This is a genomic window from Clostridium sp. KLE 1755 (assembly GCF_000466465.2).
In the GTDB taxonomy this organism is placed as follows: Bacteria; Bacillota; Clostridia; order Lachnospirales; family Lachnospiraceae; genus Eisenbergiella; species Eisenbergiella porci.
Genome location: NZ_KE992777.1, coordinates 198,255 through 216,060, shown reverse-complemented (window position 1 = coordinate 216,060; position 17,806 = coordinate 198,255). Strand labels below are relative to the sequence as shown.

13 protein-coding genes, 1 tRNA gene and 1 other annotated feature are annotated in these 17,806 nt (G+C 49.3%); of the genes, 6 read left to right on the top strand and 8 right to left on the bottom strand.

The window, feature by feature from the left end:
• Positions 1-52 precede the first annotated feature (52 nt).
• The 3 genes from HMPREF1548_RS26510 to HMPREF1548_RS26500 all read left to right on the top strand — a co-directional run bounded on the left by HMPREF1548_RS26510 (position 53) and on the right by HMPREF1548_RS26500 (position 3,658).
• Positions 53-1,000, top strand: a complete 948-nt coding sequence (locus HMPREF1548_RS26510) for a carbohydrate ABC transporter permease (RefSeq protein ID WP_243005877.1) — start codon at positions 53-55, stop codon at positions 998-1,000.
• A complete protein-coding gene (locus HMPREF1548_RS26505; RefSeq protein WP_021639893.1) occupies positions 997-1,839 on the top strand; it encodes a sugar ABC transporter permease in 843 nt (280 codons plus the stop codon). Before HMPREF1548_RS26510 ends, HMPREF1548_RS26505 begins: the two co-directional genes overlap by 4 nt.
• A gap of 70 nt (positions 1,840-1,909) precedes the next feature.
• Entirely contained in the window at positions 1,910-3,658 is a 1,749-nt protein-coding gene (locus HMPREF1548_RS26500) for a glycoside hydrolase family 13 protein (protein ID WP_021639892.1), read from the top strand.
• 181 nt (positions 3,659-3,839) lie between these two features.
• On the opposite strand, the gene HMPREF1548_RS26495 is transcribed toward HMPREF1548_RS26500, so the two are convergent.
• The 4 genes from HMPREF1548_RS26495 to HMPREF1548_RS26480 form a co-directional block, all read right to left on the bottom strand.
• Positions 3,840-5,699 carry an alanine--tRNA ligase gene (locus HMPREF1548_RS26495; protein ID WP_021639891.1) on the bottom strand — a complete coding sequence of 620 codons (1,860 nt, stop codon included), beginning with the start codon at positions 5,697-5,699 and terminating at the stop codon, positions 3,840-3,842.
• A 67-nt stretch (positions 5,700-5,766) separates the two neighbouring features.
• Positions 5,767-6,010 (bottom strand) — a binding site (T-box leader).
• Between the two features lie 136 nt (positions 6,011-6,146).
• Positions 6,147-6,219, bottom strand: a tRNA-Ala gene (locus HMPREF1548_RS26490).
• A gap of 99 nt (positions 6,220-6,318) precedes the next feature.
• Positions 6,319-7,290, bottom strand: a complete 972-nt coding sequence (locus HMPREF1548_RS26485) for a CobW family GTP-binding protein (RefSeq protein ID WP_021639890.1) — start codon at positions 7,288-7,290, stop codon at positions 6,319-6,321.
• 139 nt (positions 7,291-7,429) lie between these two features.
• A complete protein-coding gene (locus tag HMPREF1548_RS26480) occupies positions 7,430-8,491 on the bottom strand; it encodes an NAD(P)-dependent alcohol dehydrogenase (RefSeq protein WP_035324055.1) in 1,062 nt (353 codons plus the stop codon).
• Between the two features lie 452 nt (positions 8,492-8,943).
• Between HMPREF1548_RS26480 and HMPREF1548_RS26475 the strand changes: the two genes are divergently transcribed.
• Positions 8,944-10,074, top strand: a complete 1,131-nt coding sequence (locus HMPREF1548_RS26475) for a hypothetical protein (protein ID WP_021639888.1) — start codon at positions 8,944-8,946, stop codon at positions 10,072-10,074.
• A 6-nt stretch (positions 10,075-10,080) separates the two neighbouring features.
• Here the strand turns inward: HMPREF1548_RS26475 and HMPREF1548_RS26470 are convergent, their stop codons facing one another.
• Together HMPREF1548_RS26470 and HMPREF1548_RS26465 are read right to left on the bottom strand one after the other, a co-directional pair.
• Complete coding sequence (locus HMPREF1548_RS26470) at positions 10,081-12,183, bottom strand: FtsX-like permease family protein (protein ID WP_021639887.1); 2,103 nt, start codon at positions 12,181-12,183, stop codon at positions 10,081-10,083.
• Complete coding sequence (locus HMPREF1548_RS26465; protein WP_021639886.1) at positions 12,180-12,935, bottom strand: ABC transporter ATP-binding protein; 756 nt, start codon at positions 12,933-12,935, stop codon at positions 12,180-12,182. The genes HMPREF1548_RS26470 and HMPREF1548_RS26465 overlap by 4 nt, the downstream gene beginning before the upstream one ends.
• Before the next feature lie 256 nt (positions 12,936-13,191).
• Between HMPREF1548_RS26465 and HMPREF1548_RS26460 the strand changes: the two genes are divergently transcribed.
• Positions 13,192-13,899, top strand: a complete 708-nt coding sequence (locus HMPREF1548_RS26460) for a LytR/AlgR family response regulator transcription factor (protein ID WP_035324052.1) — start codon at positions 13,192-13,194, stop codon at positions 13,897-13,899.
• A gap of 37 nt (positions 13,900-13,936) precedes the next feature.
• A complete protein-coding gene (locus tag HMPREF1548_RS26455) occupies positions 13,937-15,223 on the top strand; it encodes a sensor histidine kinase (protein ID WP_021639883.1) in 1,287 nt (428 codons plus the stop codon).
• A 73-nt stretch (positions 15,224-15,296) separates the two neighbouring features.
• Here HMPREF1548_RS26455 and HMPREF1548_RS26450 read toward each other — a convergent pair whose 3' ends face one another.
• Positions 15,297-16,052, bottom strand: a complete 756-nt coding sequence (locus tag HMPREF1548_RS26450; protein WP_021639882.1) for a response regulator transcription factor — start codon at positions 16,050-16,052, stop codon at positions 15,297-15,299.
• Positions 16,049-17,761, bottom strand: a complete 1,713-nt coding sequence (locus HMPREF1548_RS26445) for a sensor histidine kinase (RefSeq protein WP_198168688.1) — start codon at positions 17,759-17,761, stop codon at positions 16,049-16,051. Before HMPREF1548_RS26445 ends, HMPREF1548_RS26450 begins: the two co-directional genes overlap by 4 nt.
• Between the last annotated feature and the right edge of the window lie 45 nt (positions 17,762-17,806).

Genomic DNA, 17,806 nt, shown 5'->3' with positions numbered 1-17,806 from the left:
CAGCCCGGCCGGCGAAATCCGGCCGGGACAAATCAGAAGGGAATACAATAAAATGATGAACGTAAAGCACAGCGCTCCCCGGAAGCCGGATATTCCGGGGAAGCGGAAGCATCCGGTCCGAAGGCAGCTCCGTCCCTGGGGCTACAGTCTCCCTGCCATGATATTGATTGCCATGATTGTACTCTTCCCAATCCTTTATACCGGCTATATTTCTCTGACCAATATGAATCTTTATCATTGGACGGACTATTCCCTGGTCGGTGCGGATAATTATAAGAGGGCGCTTCTGAAAGTGGATTCAGGCTTCCTGTCGGCCCTGGGCACCACCATACTATGGACGGCTGTCAATATGGTGCTGGACACGGCTATCGCCTACGTGCTTGCCGTGGCCCTCAATACACAGGGGCTGAAGGCGAAGCGCCTGTACAAAACCCTGCTTATTTTCCCCTGGGCGATGCCTGCTTATGTCTCCATTCTGGTATGGCGCGTGGGAATGTTCAATACGGAGTTCGGGCTGCTTAATAAGCTTCTTGTGGCATTCGGGATGGAAAAAGTGGATTTCCTGTCCAGAAATGTACCCGCCTTTATATCCTGCATGGTTTTAAATCTCTGGATGTCACTTCCTTATATGATCCTGATGATGGACGGGGCTTTGCAGAGCATCGACCAGAGCATGTACGAGAGTGCAGTGCTGGATGGAGCCAATCTGTGGCAGAAGAACCGGTATATTACCATCCCTTCCCTGAAAAAAATCATGGCCCCGGCGGTGATCATGACCACCTTTATCACCTTTAAGCAGTTTGATATTATCTACCTTCTTACCATGCAGAAGGGCTCAGTAACCGGGGCTACCGTGTCAACCATCATTACCTATGCCCATCAGAATGCATTTGTCTCCAATAATTATGGATTATCCTCTGCTGTATCCATGATCATTTTTGTAATTATTATCCTGTTTTCCTTCTGGACAAACAGGGCACAGAAGGAGGAAACGGTATGAAACGCTCTGTAAAAAAAACGATTGGCCTGGCTTTTTTAAATCTGTTTTTTATCAGCATATGTCTGGCCGGACTGATTCCGATACTGTATGCTTTCCTGCTTTCTGTCAGCAGCGGAAGCGGAGCGCTTACCACCGGCCTTTCTCTCCTGCCGGAAAAATTCACGCTGGATAATTATCGCAGCATCCTTGTGGAAAAGCCCTTCCTGAAATGGCTTTTCAATTCCGTCCTCCTAAGCACGGGTACAATGGTGCTTGCCATGGGAACGAGCGTCACGGCTTCCTACGCTTTTTCCAGGTTCCGTTTCCCCGGCCGGACGGCTGTCATGCAGCTGCTTCTTCTACTGAACGCCTTTCCCCAGATTTTGTCCATGTTCGCTATCTTCAGACTGTTTAAGCTGCTGAATCTCCTGAATTCCCATGCAGGGCTGATTTTTATTTATTCCGGGAGCATGTGTATTTTTTCCATCTGGAACATGAAGGGCTATTTCGATTCCATTCCCGTTGAGATCGAAGAAGCATCCAAAATTGACGGGGCAGGCAATCTGACGCTGATAGCGAAAATCATCCTGCCGCTGGCACGTCCCGCCATTATTGTAACTGCCGTCATGGTATTGATATTTGTCTGGAATGAATACCTTTTTGCCACTACCTTTATGCTCCGGGAAGAAAGCTATACGCTGGCCGGCGGCCTGTATCAGCTTCAGGCAAACGATTACAGCCGTAGCTGGCCCCTGTTTTCAGCGGCTGCCATTTTAGTATCGGTGCCTATCCTTATTATTTTCTTCTGTATCCAGAAGTACATGGTGTCAGGGCTGACCGCAGGCGGTGTAAAAGGTTAAAAACCAGGAGGAAAATCCTCTGCTCGCCAGAGGGCTCGCATTTTGCTCCGCAAAACTAGGAGGATTTGAAATGAATAGGAGTGCGGTTGCGCACATACAGGCGTCCCAGTACGCTTTCGCCCGGTCGGAGGATACGTTTACCATCCGTCTGCGGGCCGCGAAGGGGGATCTGGATTTGTGTACGCTTTTTTATGGGGACAGGGCCTGTCCGGATTCACCGGTAAGCTTTGCGTCCATCCCCATGCAGCGGCGTTACAGCGATGAGCTGTTTGATTTTTATGAGGGGACTATCCAACCGTGTCCCCGCAGGATCTGTTATTTTTTCAGGCTGGAAAAGGGAGGGGAATATGTCTGGTATTATGCGGATGAATTCCATGAGGATATGCCGGATCTGGTGATGGAGGATGGCTTTGTTGTTGAGGGGCGGAGTGAATACTACCAGTATCCTTATATCCTGCGTTCGGAAATCGTCAGGGCGCCGGAATGGTTTCTGAATGCCGTTGTCTACAATATTTTCCCGGACAGCTTTGCAAACGGGAAGGCCCGGCTCTGCGGCATGGGAAAAGAGCTGAAGGCGCCTCACGGCACGGTGAGCAAAAGCCGTCTGGGGGGTACCATTAAGGGCATTATGGAAAATCTTGATTACATTCAGGAGCTGGGATTTACCTGCCTGTACCTGAATCCGGTTTTTCAGGCCGGGGAATATCACAAATATGATATTGTGGACTATTTCCACGTGGATCCCTGCATGGGCACGGATGAGGATTTCCTGGAATTGACACAAGCCGTCCATAACAGAGGTATGCGCATCATCATTGATGGGGTATTCAACCATTGCAGCTGGTATTTCCCCCCGTTCGACGATGTGGTGAAGCATGGGAACACTTCCGCTTATGCAGACTGGTTTTACGATCTCTGCTTTCCTGTAAAAAGGCCTCAGGAGGGAGAAGCGCCCGGTTATGCCTGCTTCGCCTATGAGCCTAAAATGCCGAAGCTGAATACGGCCCATCCCGGAGTGCAGGAATATTTTGCCGAAGTGGGCCGCTATTGGATCGAGAAATTCCATGTGGACGGCTGGCGTCTGGACGTGGCAAATGAGGTAGATAAAAATTTCTGGCGCAGCTTCCGTTCAGCTATACGGAAAGCAAATCCGGAGGCGGTGCTGATTGGAGAAGTCTGGGAAAATGCGGCGGACTGGCTGAAGGGCGACATGTTTGATTCCGTCATGAACTATGATTTCCGAAAGCACTGCAGAGATTTTTTTGCCTTGGAAAAAACAGGGGCGGATGATTTCCTCTGGAGGATGGCCGACATGCAGCTGCGTTATCCCTTCCAGGTGACGGCGGCACAGCTGAACCTGCTGGACAGCCATGATGTGGCGCGTTTCCTGGGATTGTGCGGTGGCGATTATGACCGGTGGCAGGCGGCTTTCCTGTACCTTTGTATGGCTCCCGGAGTGCCAAGTGTTTTTTACGGAGATGAAAAAAAGGTGACCGGCATCCGGGAAACAGAGTACAGACAGGGAATGCCCTGGGATGAAAACCACGCCGATTCGGAAGACTTTGTAAAAACAGTCCTGCGTATCCGCAGGGACTGGATTGCCCCGGCGGATGAATGGAGAGCCGTTTATGGCGGCCATGACGACAGACTGGTGGTATTTGAAAGATACGGCGCGCATACGGTACGCGTAATCATCCACATGGGAGAAGCTCCCGCAGATACCGAACGCTTCATGAACGGCGGTCAGCTTCTTCTTCTGAAGGGCTCGGTTTCCCATATGCTTGAAAAAAATGGCTTTGCCGTTCTGCTGATGGCATAAAATGTCATAAATACCGCTTTCCGGCGCCGCAGCTCTCCTGCCTCTCCATCTTAAGGGGCAGGAGTTGTTTATGCCGGAGATTACCTCTCCTGCGTTTTGCATTTCAGCACATGCACCGCCAGTTCCCCTGATGTTGAAAAAGTATTTGTCCCCCGTCAAAATCTGTGGTATCAGGTTTGCGTTATTTGCTAAGGACGCCTTTAATCCTTCTTACTCCGGCAGAAGAAGACTGTTCTTTTTGAATACTGAACTTTCCCAAGTTTGCAGTATCGCTTACATGAGGTCCTCCACATACTTCTCTGCTCCAAATTTTCCCCTTGTCGTCTTTCATTGTATACACTTTGACTATATCAGGGTATTTATCCCAAAAGTTACCTTCAACGCCACTCTCTTTTGCTTCATTTTTAGGCATCTCAGAAATATAGATAACCGCTTTTGATGAAATTGCTTCGTTCACATATTTTTCCACCTTTGCAATCTGCTCTGGTGTAAGTTTTTCATCATGGTTAAAGTCAAACCTCAACCGTTCTGAAGTAATATTACTTCCTCTTTGATGAACATGAGCACCCAAAACTTCCCTTAATCCAGCAAGTAATAAATGAGCAGCAGAATGTAATGCTGTTGTTTCCGTTGATTGGTCAGCTAATCCACCTTTAAATTTACCTGCGGAAGCTGTTCTGCTCTTTTCTGCATGTCTTTTTTCCGCCTCTGCAAAAGAAGCCCTGTTCTCTATGCTACAGCCACTTTCAGTCAGGAATTCCTCCGTTAATTCCAGAGGGAAACCATATGTTTCATAAAAATAAAATGCATCTGCCCCTGTAACTTTGCCCTTATTTTTAAGATGCTTTTTTATTTCAAGTTCTCCTTGCTGCAATGTTTTATAGAAAAGGTTTTCTTCCTTGTTTATTATCTCAATAACTTTCTTTTTATTACTGTGCAAGTCTTCATAAGCTGTTGCTTCATCTATATAAACTTCAGACAACTCACCCATAAAACTTCCTTGTATACCGATTTTTTTACCTGCACGAATCGCCCTCCTTAATAACCTTCTTGTTATATACCCTGCGTCACTATTTGCAGGCTCCGCACCATCATTGATTAGAAAAACTGCTGCTCTCACATGATCCAGTATGATTCGAAATGACTTAAAATCGTCAGCATAATCTTTTCCGCTTAACTCCATCAGTTTTTTCTTAGCATTAAAAAAGAATGCCGTATTAAAAACATCCCTATCATCATTAAGAGCTGCTGCGACCCTTTCTAATCCGCCTCCATAATCAATATTGGGATTCTGCATTTTTACAAACCCGGTGCCCTCTTTTTTATAACACATAAATACATTGTTCCCAATCTCTAAAAACCTTTCGCTGTCAGAAGCAGGATGATCCAGTGAATTACCATCTGGTTCAAAATCATAGAACATTTCACTATCTGGCCCGCCTGGTTCACCAACAGGCATGTCTAAAGGACTTCCAGCTCTGCTCCACCAGTTTTCTTTTTCATCATATAAAAATATTTTCCCTCCTCTGGATAACCCATATTTATATGGATTATCCTCAACGACAGGCTCTATACCTACCGATTTGAATTTCTCTGACCAGATTTGAATTGTTTCTGTATCTTTCTGTATATTCCAATCATCACTTCCCTTAAACACACTGATATATAACCTGCCGGGGTCAATTCCCAATTCGTTAATCTGCCAATTCCAAATGGCATCAATTTGCTTATTCTTATAGTTATTTTCATTTGCTTTAAATTCCCATCGGCCCAGCATTTCAAAAAAAGTTAAATGCGAGGTATCTCCAACTTCATCAATATCCACTGTTCTTAAGCATTTCTGAATATTTGTTATTTCATTGCCTATTGGGTGTTTTTCCCCCAACAAATATGGAACCATAGGCTGCATCCCACTTCCGGTAAACAATGTTGAGGGATCATTTTCCGGCAGCAAGCCAGCGGAAGGTACTTGACTGGCCCCTTTTCTTTTCATGAAATCAATATATGATTTCCTTAACTCATCCGGTGTCATTTTTACCATACTTAATACCTCCGTTTAATTTGTTTTTTAAAACAAAAAAAGCCCTAAGCTGACATTTATATTGTCAGCTTAGGGCGAACTCTCCTGTCCGTGTTACCACCTAATTTCAGATTTCTCTGCACTCTATCAATACGGGATATCTCCGATATTGTTTCCTGAATAACGGTGGAATTCCGTTGAAGCCTACTGAGATTTATCCGTTCGGTTCACAGCTCTGAGACTGCTTCAATATTAGATCAATGAAGATTTACACCAACCATCTTCTCTCTGCGAAATCCCTAATACTTACTATTTCTCGTCAAGGCCTTTTTGTTTTAAATTAGATTGATGTTATCACACTCAAATTGCTCTGTCAATCTAATTTTCCTTTTTTATACGAATTGTAACGAAGTAACACAAAATGCAACACGATCAAAAAAAAGTACCGCAAATACGGTACTTTTCCAATGGAGCATACGGGGCTCGAACCCGTGACCTCCACGCTGCCAGCGTGGCGCGCTCCCAGCTGCGCTAATGCCCCGTCCGTGATATATCATATCAAATGTTTCCCTGCTTGGCAAGAAAAATTTTTACCATTTTCTCATTTTTTCCACATTTTATTTTCCTGCCAGCAGCGGCCTCATCTGTACTTCCCGGAAACCCGCATTTTCTCAGCCTTTCCCATCAAATTCTTCTCTTCCGGGCAAAGCACCTCCTCCAGTTCTCTCCGGTGAAGCCCTTTCCCGATAAATACGGCACGGGAATCCCCGCCGCCTTCATAGCCGGTAATACTGTAATTCCTGTCCACCACATCGAATCTGAGCCAGGCGCCGCCTGCCGGAAGATACCCCTTGGCCCGCCTGATATCGCCGAACACGCCCGACACCACTCCCTGCAGAAACAGAACCAGCTGGTTACCGGACCCCAGGTGTATGGAGGTAAAGCCTGCATTCTCCAAATCCGGCTGCAGCGTTTCCCTCTCCCTTTTCTTCGCGTTCTCCTCCCCTTCCTTCGTCAGATATCTCTCAAAAAACCCATTCCACCAGGAAGCCTCTTTCTTCTCGCAGGAATCCGTCACAATCTCCCCCTGAGGATTCATTGCCCTCACTTCTGACGCAATCCTGCAAAGCTCCTCGGCGTCCATTGCCCCTGTTTTGGTAAAAATAACCGTGGCTGCGTTTTCAATCTGGTCCCTGCAGATTTCCGGGTACTTTTCCTTATCCCTGTCAAAAGCGGATACATCCAGCACCGTTACCGGCTGCAGCAGTACTATTCTTTCATATTGGATCTGGCTGATATTGGTAAGGATATTTTCCAGCTTCCCAAGCCCCGTCGGCTCTACCACCAGGTATTCCGGATCAAGCGTATTGGAAATCGTCAGTATGGAGGAAGCAAAATCTACCTTCATCGTGCAGCAGATACACCCTTCCGTCAGCTCCCACACCTTCATTTCCGCCTGCCCTGTCCCCGATGCCAAAAAACCGCCGTCAATCCCCACTTCACCATATTCATTTTCCATGACCACGAACCTCTTATCCGTTTTTTCTGCCAGAGCCTTGATGAACGTGGTTTTTCCCGCTCCCAGGAATCCCGATATTACCAGTATCTTCATAAAATTATCCCCTATGCTGCAGCTCTTTCCTGAAAATGCGTGCGGTCCAAACAGGCCGCACGCACACATTTCCCGCCGTGCCGGACAAGGCATGCTATTGGCATCCCGTATCCGTCAGGAAGTTCAATATACCCTGATATCAGTCCTCAATCTTCACTACGGGCTTAATCAGATCCTTCGGCTTATCCCTCATTAAGAACAGCGCCTCTTCCACATGATCCCAGCCTTCAAATACATGGGAAACCAGTGGATGCACATCCAGCTTGCCTGCGGAAACCAGCGAGCCCAGCTTCTCCATACGCAGACGCCCGCCGGGCATCAGGCCGCCGTTAATCTGCTTATGTCCCATGCCCACGCCCCATTCCACACGGGGAATGTTAACATAGGTGCCGCTGCCCAGATAATTAACATTGCCGATTTTTCCGCCGGGCTTCAGGCACTTCACAGCAGATTCAAAGGTTTCACAGCCTCCGCCCGCTACAACTACCTTATCCACGCCCTTGCCGTCCGTCAGCGCCAGCACCTGATCCTCAATGGTCCCGTCCTTATAGCTGATAAAATCAGAAGCGCCGTAGCCTCTGGCCGCCTCCATGCAGTTTGGCCTGGTGCCCACCGCAATAATGCGGGACGCGCCGCGCATATTCGCCCCGGCCACCGACATCAGGCCCACCGGCCCGATTCCTATTACAAGGACCGTATCGCCGAACTGTACATCCGCCAGTTCCACGCCATGGAAACCCGTAGGAACCATGTCGGAAAGCATACAGGCGTCAACAGGGCTGATATTGGAAGGCAGAAGCGCCAGGTTCCCGTCCGCATCATTTACATGGAAGAATTCTGAAAATACACCATCCTTGAAATTGGAGAATTTCCAACCCGCAAGCATTCCCCCCGAATGCATGGAATAGCCTGCCTGCGCTTCCAGGGAGTTCCAGTCCGGAGTGATAGCCGGTACAAGCACTCTGTCGCCGGGCTTGAAATCCTTTACCATAGAGCCGACCTCGACCACCTGCGCACAGCACTCATGACCGAGAATCATATTATGCCTTTCACCGATCGCCCCTTCCCAGAGCGTATGTACATCCGACGTACAGATTGCTATAGCCAGCGGCTTACAGATGGCATCCATGGGCCCGCACTGCGGTCTTTCCTTCTCGATCCAGCCGGATTCCCCAATTTTAAGCATTGCATAACCTTTCATAAAAATACCTTTCCTTTCTTTGAACCCCAATACCATAACAGTTGCGCTGATAATAAATAGATGTTAACTGTTCCGGACGGCCGTCTTTTTGAATGGCTCTTCCATGCAAGAAGCACCGGAAGTCCATCCGATGTAAATGTTGGCGCAAAAAAAGTCTTATAAGCCAGCTTAACACCTGCTTTGCACCAATATTCCCGCCGACCTTAACTGTTACCATAAATTATACATTCTTGTTAAAAAAAAGTCAATAAAACGCCCCATCATATTCATTTTATATTATAAAACATTTTTTGTTCACAGTTTTCCCCGGCATATTTCACAAATCGTCCCCAACAAAAAAATACGGGCGGGTAGACTATCCCTCCCGTATATGCTATATTCAACTATAAACATCTTTTCCTGTTAATTTTTTTTCAGGAATACTTCCTGCCCACGAAAGGAGACAACACCTTATGATAAAAAAACAAATGACTGACATCCTGCTCACAGCGGCCCTTTGCATTCTGACAGCCTCTGTCCTCACAGGATGCGCAGCAAACGGTAAAAATGATGCCTCGGGCGTACAGGAAAGCCCGTCCGCTTCCCAGGGACAGGCCGAAAATCCGGCCGCCGGCAATACTGCTGCCGCAGATGCCGGAAATACGGCAGACGGCAAAAGCCCTTCCGGAACCGGTGCATCTTCCGATAATAACAGTTCCGCCGGAACATCTCCGGCCGCCTCATCATCCTCCGACGGCACCGAAGCCTCTTTGGAAGGCCAGGAGGGCGGCGCAGACGCAAAAGTCATAGAGTCCCAGACCTTCTCCGGAGTCAGCCTGGGCGGTTACGAAAATATACAGTTCACCACCCGCGAAATCACGGAAAACGGGCGTACCCGTGTGGAATATTCCCTTGTCTTAGACGGCGATGCCGTATACACCTTCCCGGATGCCTATGATTACTGGCTGTTTGCCTCCGAAGTAAATTTCATCGCCTTCCGCGATGTGAACGGCGACGGGCAAAAGGATGTCATCACAAGCGAGCAGTACATTACCGGCGCCGGAGACGGTGGTACGGTGCCCTTCAGCATGACGCGCATTTACCTGAATCAGGGCAGTGAATTCCTGTTCGCAGAGGGTCTGTCCGTTTCCATCGGCAACAGCCTGGATGCCTCCCGTCCCGAAGAATATACCATTGAAAATATCCTCGCTATCCTGGAAGAGCCGGTTTACTGTAATTTCGGCAGCGGCGGCTGGACCAGGGGAGAAATCGAAAGCTTCGCCTTTCTTGTAAAAAATGACGTTCTGAATGATAACAGAAAAGCCCTTTCACAAAAAATCAATTATCCGCTGAACCTGGTCAGAAACGGTGAACAGCTCCTGATTTCATCTCCTGAGGAATTTCTTTCCAGCTACAATGACATCCTGAACCTGCAGGTCATCTATGATGTGGAAGGCTCGGAAACCGAGGATCTTTTCTGGAACCAGGACGGCGTCATGCTCGGCACAGGCGCCATCTGGTTCGGCAAAATGCAGGATGGCAGCATTAAAATATACGCCATCCCCGCAGAGGTACAGTACTGTAACCCCCTGGATGTGGACTAGCCCCTTTTACCTGATTTCCAGCTTTTCGCATACCCGCTTCAGGACAAATCTGTAAAAGCCCCAGATACAGAGCGTAACCACGCCCACAACAGCTGCGCAGCTTCCAAGCCCCGCCAGCTCACCGGGCGTAAAGCGCCCGCCGTCGTTCATGTAAAGAATCAGGCAGTAAAACAGATAGATTGCCACGGTCCCTACCGCCGCTGGCGCTTTGAATACCTTTCCCACCTGCCCCCTGACAGAATTGATTAAAAAGTCATGCCCCGCGCCCAGGTGCTTTAAATCCTCGTAAACCAGACGGCTGTTCATGGCAATGGTCATGCATCTGGTATATATAATAATGAAAACAGCCGCAAAGCAGATCAGGGAAATAAATAAAAACAGCATTAAAAATACGGCATAGGTGGACAGGAAGTCCGTTTTATCCAATATACGGAACATGGGCGCATATTTCCAGAACTGCTTAAAATAAAAGGACTGATATTCCTTAAAGCTAATCGTAATGTCAGAGCCGCTGTCTTCATATTCCCCAAAACTGCCCGCACGGGCCTGCCTGTCATAAATCCTGTCGTCCATTCTTGTGACCTGGCAATCACTGCCCGTACGGGCAACAATCTGCCTGTATAATTCCTGTGCAAACCCATAGGAGCCGTCCACATCCGCCACATTAAAGGCCACCAGCCGCTCACGCCACTCATCTGTAAGCCCTTCCGATATTTTCATATAATCTTCGTCATTGAGCACATAATATTTTCCGGAAAGCATATTGTCACAGACATATCCATCGAAGGAAATCCCCAGCGTTTTTCCCGTCACCGGATTGGTAAGCATGGTTGTGTCGTTGGCGAGCCAGAACGCGTTGCCCCCGTCCTCTCCGATGACCGCCCGGCAGGTTCCTTCCGGTACCTCAATATCCTGCTTCGCTAACCGGTTAAACTCCGAAGCCGGAAGGTAGTTCCCCTCCCCCACCAGCTCCCTGTACTCATAGTGGAAATTCCGCTTGCTGTCCATGATCTGCGTACTGCCGTCGTGGGCAAGCACCGCCAGAGGATATGTGCTGTATTCTGTAATTTCCACCTGATAGCTTTCTGCAAGCGCCTTTATCTCCTCTTCCGTAAGCATATCCTGATCCTGCCTGTAGGGGAAAAGGAAATCTATGGGCCTCTCATCAATGGCTTTCTGCGAGCCAGACAGCATCATTGGCGTATAAAACGCCGCAAAATACGCGCCGGCAAGCAAAACCGTTATTACCAGCATGCTGTTCACCGTCTGCCGCCCCTGGAACTTCATCATGCTGCCGGTAATAATATCCCGCCAGCGCTTCTTCCCTTTTTTTCTTCCATGGACAACAATATACAGAAGAAGCATGTAAAGCCCGACAAACAAGGGAAGATAGGTCACATTGATCCACGCCGGGCAATACCAGTTCAGCAGGCGGACACAGAGCATCGGCGTCATATATCCGCAGACTCCCCCCAGGATCATGAGAAGGATCCCCGCCCAGCCATACCAGGGCTTCACATCCCTGACAGGCTCACACTTTCTCTCATTATGGACAATGGCAATCACATCCGTCTGCCTGATAAAAAGGATCCCCATAAAAATCAGAAGAACCATACATACCAGCGCATAACAGACAGAAATCCCATAAGCTTGCACCCCAATGGAAAAAGAAGTTTCATCCGTATTTACCAGGAAAATACAGAAAAGCTTCCAGATACAGAAGGCGAGCGGCGTCCCCAGCACCATACCGCCCAAAAAGGAAATGCCCGAAACCAACAGCAGCTCCCGCAGCAGCCTCGCCCCAAGCTGCCTGGCAGAAGCGCCCAGCGCCATAAGAATCCCGGTTTCCCTGGATTTGTATTTTAAAAACAGGGCCGCGGCATACACGACAAATACCCCGCACCCAAAAACAGCCAGGAAAAATATCATGGATACCTGCTTGCGTGAATCCCCGCCCTCCGGCAGAATGGTAAGCACGGTAGACGACTGCATCATAACGGCATAAGCCGTAATCAACAGTTCGGATAAAAACAGGCACAAAAACAGCAGGTAATAATTTTTCCGGTTATAATAACGCAGCTCTTTATTTATCTGTCTCTGGTTTTTCATTCCTTTTCTTCACCCTCTTCCCCCATTTCTTCAATAATTTCCAGCAGTTCCTTCTGGAAGTCACGGTGGCTGCCGCTGCAATATGCCGTTTTGAAAATTTCCCCGTCCTTCAGAATGATTACCCGGTCACAGAAGGACGCAGCGAAGCTGTCGTGCGTCACCATAAAAATCGTGGTGTCCAGTTCCTCCCTGGCCCGTTCAAAGGACTGTATCACCGTACGGCTGGATTTGGAATCCAAATTTCCGGTAGGCTCATCCGCCAGCATCAGGAGCGGCGAATTAATCAGCGCCCGCGCCACAGCCGTCCGCTGTTTTTCCCCGCCGGATATTTCCGCCGGATACTTATCCCTGATATGCTCAATGCCGAATATCCGGCACAGGCGCGCTGCATCCTCCTCCATTGCCTCCTCCGTCTGTCCGCTGATAATCCTGGGAAGGAGAATATTATCCTTAACCGACAGTCCATCCAGCAGGCAGAAATCCTGGAACACAAAGCCCAGCTTCCTGTTTCTCACCACCGCCAGCCCCTCCGCATCCAGACTCGCCAGATTCTGCCCTCCCAGAACTATTTCCCCCTTCTGGAAAGGTATGTAGCAGGCGATACAATTCAGGAGCGTGGACTTCCCTGAGCCCGATGACCCCATAACCGCCACGAATTCCCCCTTCTCCACCTCAAAAGACACATCCCGCAGCACAGGATAGGTCTGGTTGCCGGTCTGATAATTTTTATACAAATGTTCCACACGCAGCATCTCAATTACCTCCTTTGATGTCCCGGCATTCAGGGCCGGACAGTTATCTTCCCGTCCCCGGGCCTGCCCCTGGATTTTCTTTCCGGTATGTCAGCCCTCCGGTCACTTTTATTATAGGGGAAGCCGCGTTTTCAAAAGTGAGGGAATGTGTCAAAACTGACATGAATTCCGTCATTTTTGGAGGAAACTAAGCCGTGCGCTTTTTTCGGGGAAGGGAATGTGATACAATATGGAGCATCAAAAGGGAGGGAATGCCATGCTTCAGATTGCGATTGCAGATGATGAAAAGAAACCGCGCAGGGCACTGCGGGATATTCTGGAACCCTGGCTTGAGCTGCAGGCGGTTCCCTGTCAGCTGTGGGAATATGAGTCCGGGGAAAAGCTGTGTGAGGGATACAGGAAATACCACTTTGACCTGATATTCCTGGATATTGAGATGGAAGGGATGAACGGGATGGAAACCGCCAGGCAGCTGCGCTCCATCGACCAGCATGGGATTCTCATATTCGTTACGGCTTATCCCGATTATGTCTTCCAGGGGTATGAAGTGAGGGCATTCCACTATATCCTGAAGCCTTATCAGGAAAAACGGCTTCTGGACATCACGGCAAGGGCGCTGGAAGAAATACAGCAGGGGGACAACGATTTTTTTCTTCTCCCCCAGGTGGCGGGCAGCTGCCGGCTGAACCTGCGGGATACCCTGTATTTCCGCAGTGAAGGAAGATATATAACAGCCTTTGCCTGCAGCGGGGAAAAAAGCTTCCGGGGTAAGCTGAATGACCTGGAATCCCAGCTTCCTGGCTATTTTGTCAGAATCCACCAGCGCTATCTTGTGAATATCCGGCAGGTTTCCCGGACAGGGGATTCCTTCGCCGTCATCGGCAGTGAAAAGTTGCCTGTGAGCAGGGCGCATAAGCAGGCGTTCCTGATTGCCTTTGCCGGAGCAATGCTGGACGTCCGGTAAACCGGAAATTCTGTATAAGTTCAGAAAGGTTTGTCTGATGAGAATTGCAGTATTATTGATGTACAGTATAATGGGTATCCTGTTTTTAACTTCCACCTGTTTTTACCAGCGCCTGAACGGCGCTTTCGTAACGCTCAGGAAACAGCGCCTGGTAAAGGCGGCTGTTTATATTGGCCTGTCCGTAGTGGTAAATACGGTGATACTCAGCCAGGATGCCATAAATATCACCCTGGCCTTTCTGGGGCTTATTCTCCTTCTTCTTGCAGGCTTTGAAGGGAGCCTGCTTCACAAGCTTTCCGCCGCCTTTATCCTGTACCCCTTTATCGGCTCCCTGAATTATCTTATTTCCGCCCTTATGCTACCGCTGCTCCCTTCCGTGTATACGCAGGCCAACCGTTATCAATTCATGGGCTTTGGCGTATTCAGAAGCATAATCACCTGTCTGTTCTGGTTTTTCATGTCCCGCATTTTTGCGGAAAGGCTCCGTTATGTGAAGGAATATCTCAACGCCGGGACGCTCATACTGCTGGACCTGGTATCCCTGACTCCTCTGCTTTCCATGATTTACATTGTCACTACCGCGTCACGTAGCATGTTACCCTATAGTCTCCCCGTCATTCTGGCCAACCTGCTTACAAACATGGGAATTCTCGAGCTGATCGTGCGCATGGCGGAAAATACCCGCACGGCGGCGGAAAATGAAAACCTGCGGCTCCAGCGGGATTATTATCAGGAGCTGGAACACAACCAGCAGGAAATCAGGCGGCTGCGCCACGATATGAACAACCATCTCACCGCCATCGGCGCCTGCCTGAAGCAGGGGAACACGGAGGAGGCCCTGCAGTATTTTGACGGGCTTTCACAGACCGCCTCCGTCACTGGCAGGAGCTTCTGCACAAACGGCCTGGTAAACGCCATGCTGAATGCCAAATATAACCTGGCCCTGGAAAAGGGACTGGAACCCTTTTTCCACATCGAGCTTACAGAAGGCCTTCCGTTTGACAATATCGATCTGTGCTCCCTGTTTGCCAACCTACTGGATAACGCCATAGAAGCCTGTGAAAAAGTGCCTGATTCCCAGTCGCGTCTGCTGGAGCTCAGGACACGGTGCAGCAAGGGCTTTTTCAGTTTTCAGGCGGTTAATTCCTACTGCGGCCCGCTTCACTTTTCCGGCGGTGTTTACCATACCACAAAAGAGGAGCCGGGCAGACATGGTTTTGGCCTTGCCCGTGTGAGGGCTGTTGTGGACAAATATGGAGGAACTCTGGAAATACGGCATGAACAGGGGATTTTTACGGTGACCATAATCATTCCGGTAAAATAATACCTGCCTCAGCGGAAAAACCAAAATGTCTTCCCGGGCACGCAGACGCCAGGAATGAATTCCCAACTCTGCCCTAACATTTTCCTTCCCCACCAAAGCCGCGCAGCCCCTGTCTGTATTCCGTGGGCGTCACGCCGAATTTTTCCCGGAACAGCTTGGCAAAATGCTGGCTTTTCTGATAACCCACTTGCTTCATCACCTCGTGAATCCGCAGATCCGTTTCCTCAAGCAGCTGCGCCGCCTTTTCCATCCTGACGGAGGTTATGTAGCCGGAGAGATTTTCCTGCGTCGCCTCCTTAAAAACCCGGGACAGGTATGCCGGATGCAGATGGGCCGCCTCTCCCAGGACATCCAGCGACAAATCCCTGCCATAGTTCTCCCGGATGTATTTTTTTATGTAAGCGATGGTATCCGTCTTTTTAAAGCTGCCCTCTTCCCCTTCCTTCTGCACTTCTTCCGCTGTCATCTCCGGTACAAGCCGTTCCACCGCCTCCGCCAGATCCTGCTTTAATACCGGCTTCACCAGATATTCCGATACTCCATAGCGCAGCGCCTGCCGGGCATAGGTAAAATCACTGTAGCCGGAAATGATGATCACCTTTGTCCGGCCATTATTTTCCGCAGTCATCTGAGATAAATCCAGGCCGGAAACCCGGGGCATACGGATATCCGTAATCAAAAGCTCCGGTTCGTGCTCCAGCAGCAGATCCCGCGCCAGGGAACCGCCCTTTGCCGTCAGCACCGTATCAAACCCATAGCTTTCCCAGTCTATCAGCTTACGGATATAGTCAACCATATACATCTCGTCATCAACAATCAGTACCTTCATACTTCTCCCTCCGGCAAAATGGCAAAGGAAACCAGCAGACCTCCCCAGACACTTTTTCCAAAGCGCAGCCCCGCGGATGCGCCGTAATAGTTTACCAGTCTCTGGTTCACGTTCCACAGGCCCACGCCCCATTCCTCATCCCGCTGCTTATCCGCAAGACGGCTCATTAAATCCCCAATCTGTTCCTCTGTCATCCCGTTGCCGTCGTCGGAAACCTCAAAATGGATTTCCGGGCCCTGCAGCCGGTATATTTTCACATAGATATGCTTCGCATTTTCTCTTTCTTCAATGGCATGATTCACCGCATTTTCAATCAGAGGCTGAAGCAGCAGCGGGATCAGCCGTACTCCGTAAAGCGCTTCCGATACATCGATTGTATACTCCACATCCCTGCGCATGGCCATAACGGAAAGATAGGCTCTGGTATACGAAACCTCCTCACCCACCGTGGCCATGGATTTATTCTGGGTGCAATATCTGTAATAATTGGCCAGATGCACCGCCATCTGGGTAACTGCCTCCGGCTTGTCCGCCACCGTTACGATGTAAGAAAGGCTGTTGGAAAGAAAATGCGGGTTAATCTGCAGCTGAAGCTGCCGGAGCTCGGCCTGGTCCCGAAGCTGTTGTTCCTTAAGTATGGATGCAATCAGCTGGCGGATTCTCATTACCATCCTGTTAAATTGTGCAAATACATAGGAAAATTCGTTCTGCGGCATCTCCACAGCTGAGATTTTGGCATCAAAATCCCCTTTCTCCACCTGCATCAGCTTTCCGGTGAGGATTCTGATTTGCAGCAGGATATTCCGGTAATAAAGAATCAGGAAGGCCAGGCCGATTCCCATCAGCAGAAGAAGCAGGGCGCCGGTCACCCAGGTAACCGTGTTGACAGGCTTGAGCATCTCTTTCAGCGGATAATAGGTGATAAGATGCAGTCCGTTAGGGGCGGGCGCCGCTGTGACCAGCTGGTATTTCCCCTGGGCAATCGACACCTCATAAGCCATTTCTTCCGTTTGTTTCTTCTGGGCTGATTTTTCCTGCGGCAGCGCCTGTCCTTCCATCGTTTTCAAAAGGGCCTGCTCCGCTTCATTGACGTAGAACAGGCTCTCCCCGTCAGAAAAGGTGAGCAGTGCGCCCCCGTTCTGCACGCCGGAAGCCATATTTTTGATTTTATACAGATAGTCCCGCTCCATACGGATGAGCAGAAAGGGTTCATCATCGTTTTTATCCCAGTCCATCACATATTTTCTGGAATAGTACACCTCGCCCCTGTACAGAAACCACAGGTTATCCTCCGCAAGCTCCAGAGCCTGCTCTTCCACGCCTTCTATGTTCAACGTACTGATAATCCGGCCGGAAGCGGGCCAGTATAAAATGAATTCAGCCATCCCCACATTGCTTTTCTGTCGGCTCTTCAGATAATCCTTCATGCGATTGGCGTCTGTCACATACTGCCAGGCATCATAGGCTTCCATCAGCGTCAGGTGCAGCGCCTTCAGATCCTCACTGTGAAGAATCCCCTCCGCCTCGATTTCGATCTCCCTGACCTTCTGATTGAGCTGCGCGCTCGTATAGACCATCTGCATCCGGGCCACCCGCATCAGCGAGTCCTTCAGCGCCGTGGTGCTGTAGCGGAACAGAATCGCAAAGCTTGCCATTGTCGTAAATAGGAAAATAATAAAAATAACGAAAATGGATTTGATTTTCTCCATAGCTTCTCCCTTTTCCTGTAAAACAGGCGCCGGCTGCGGCAGGCA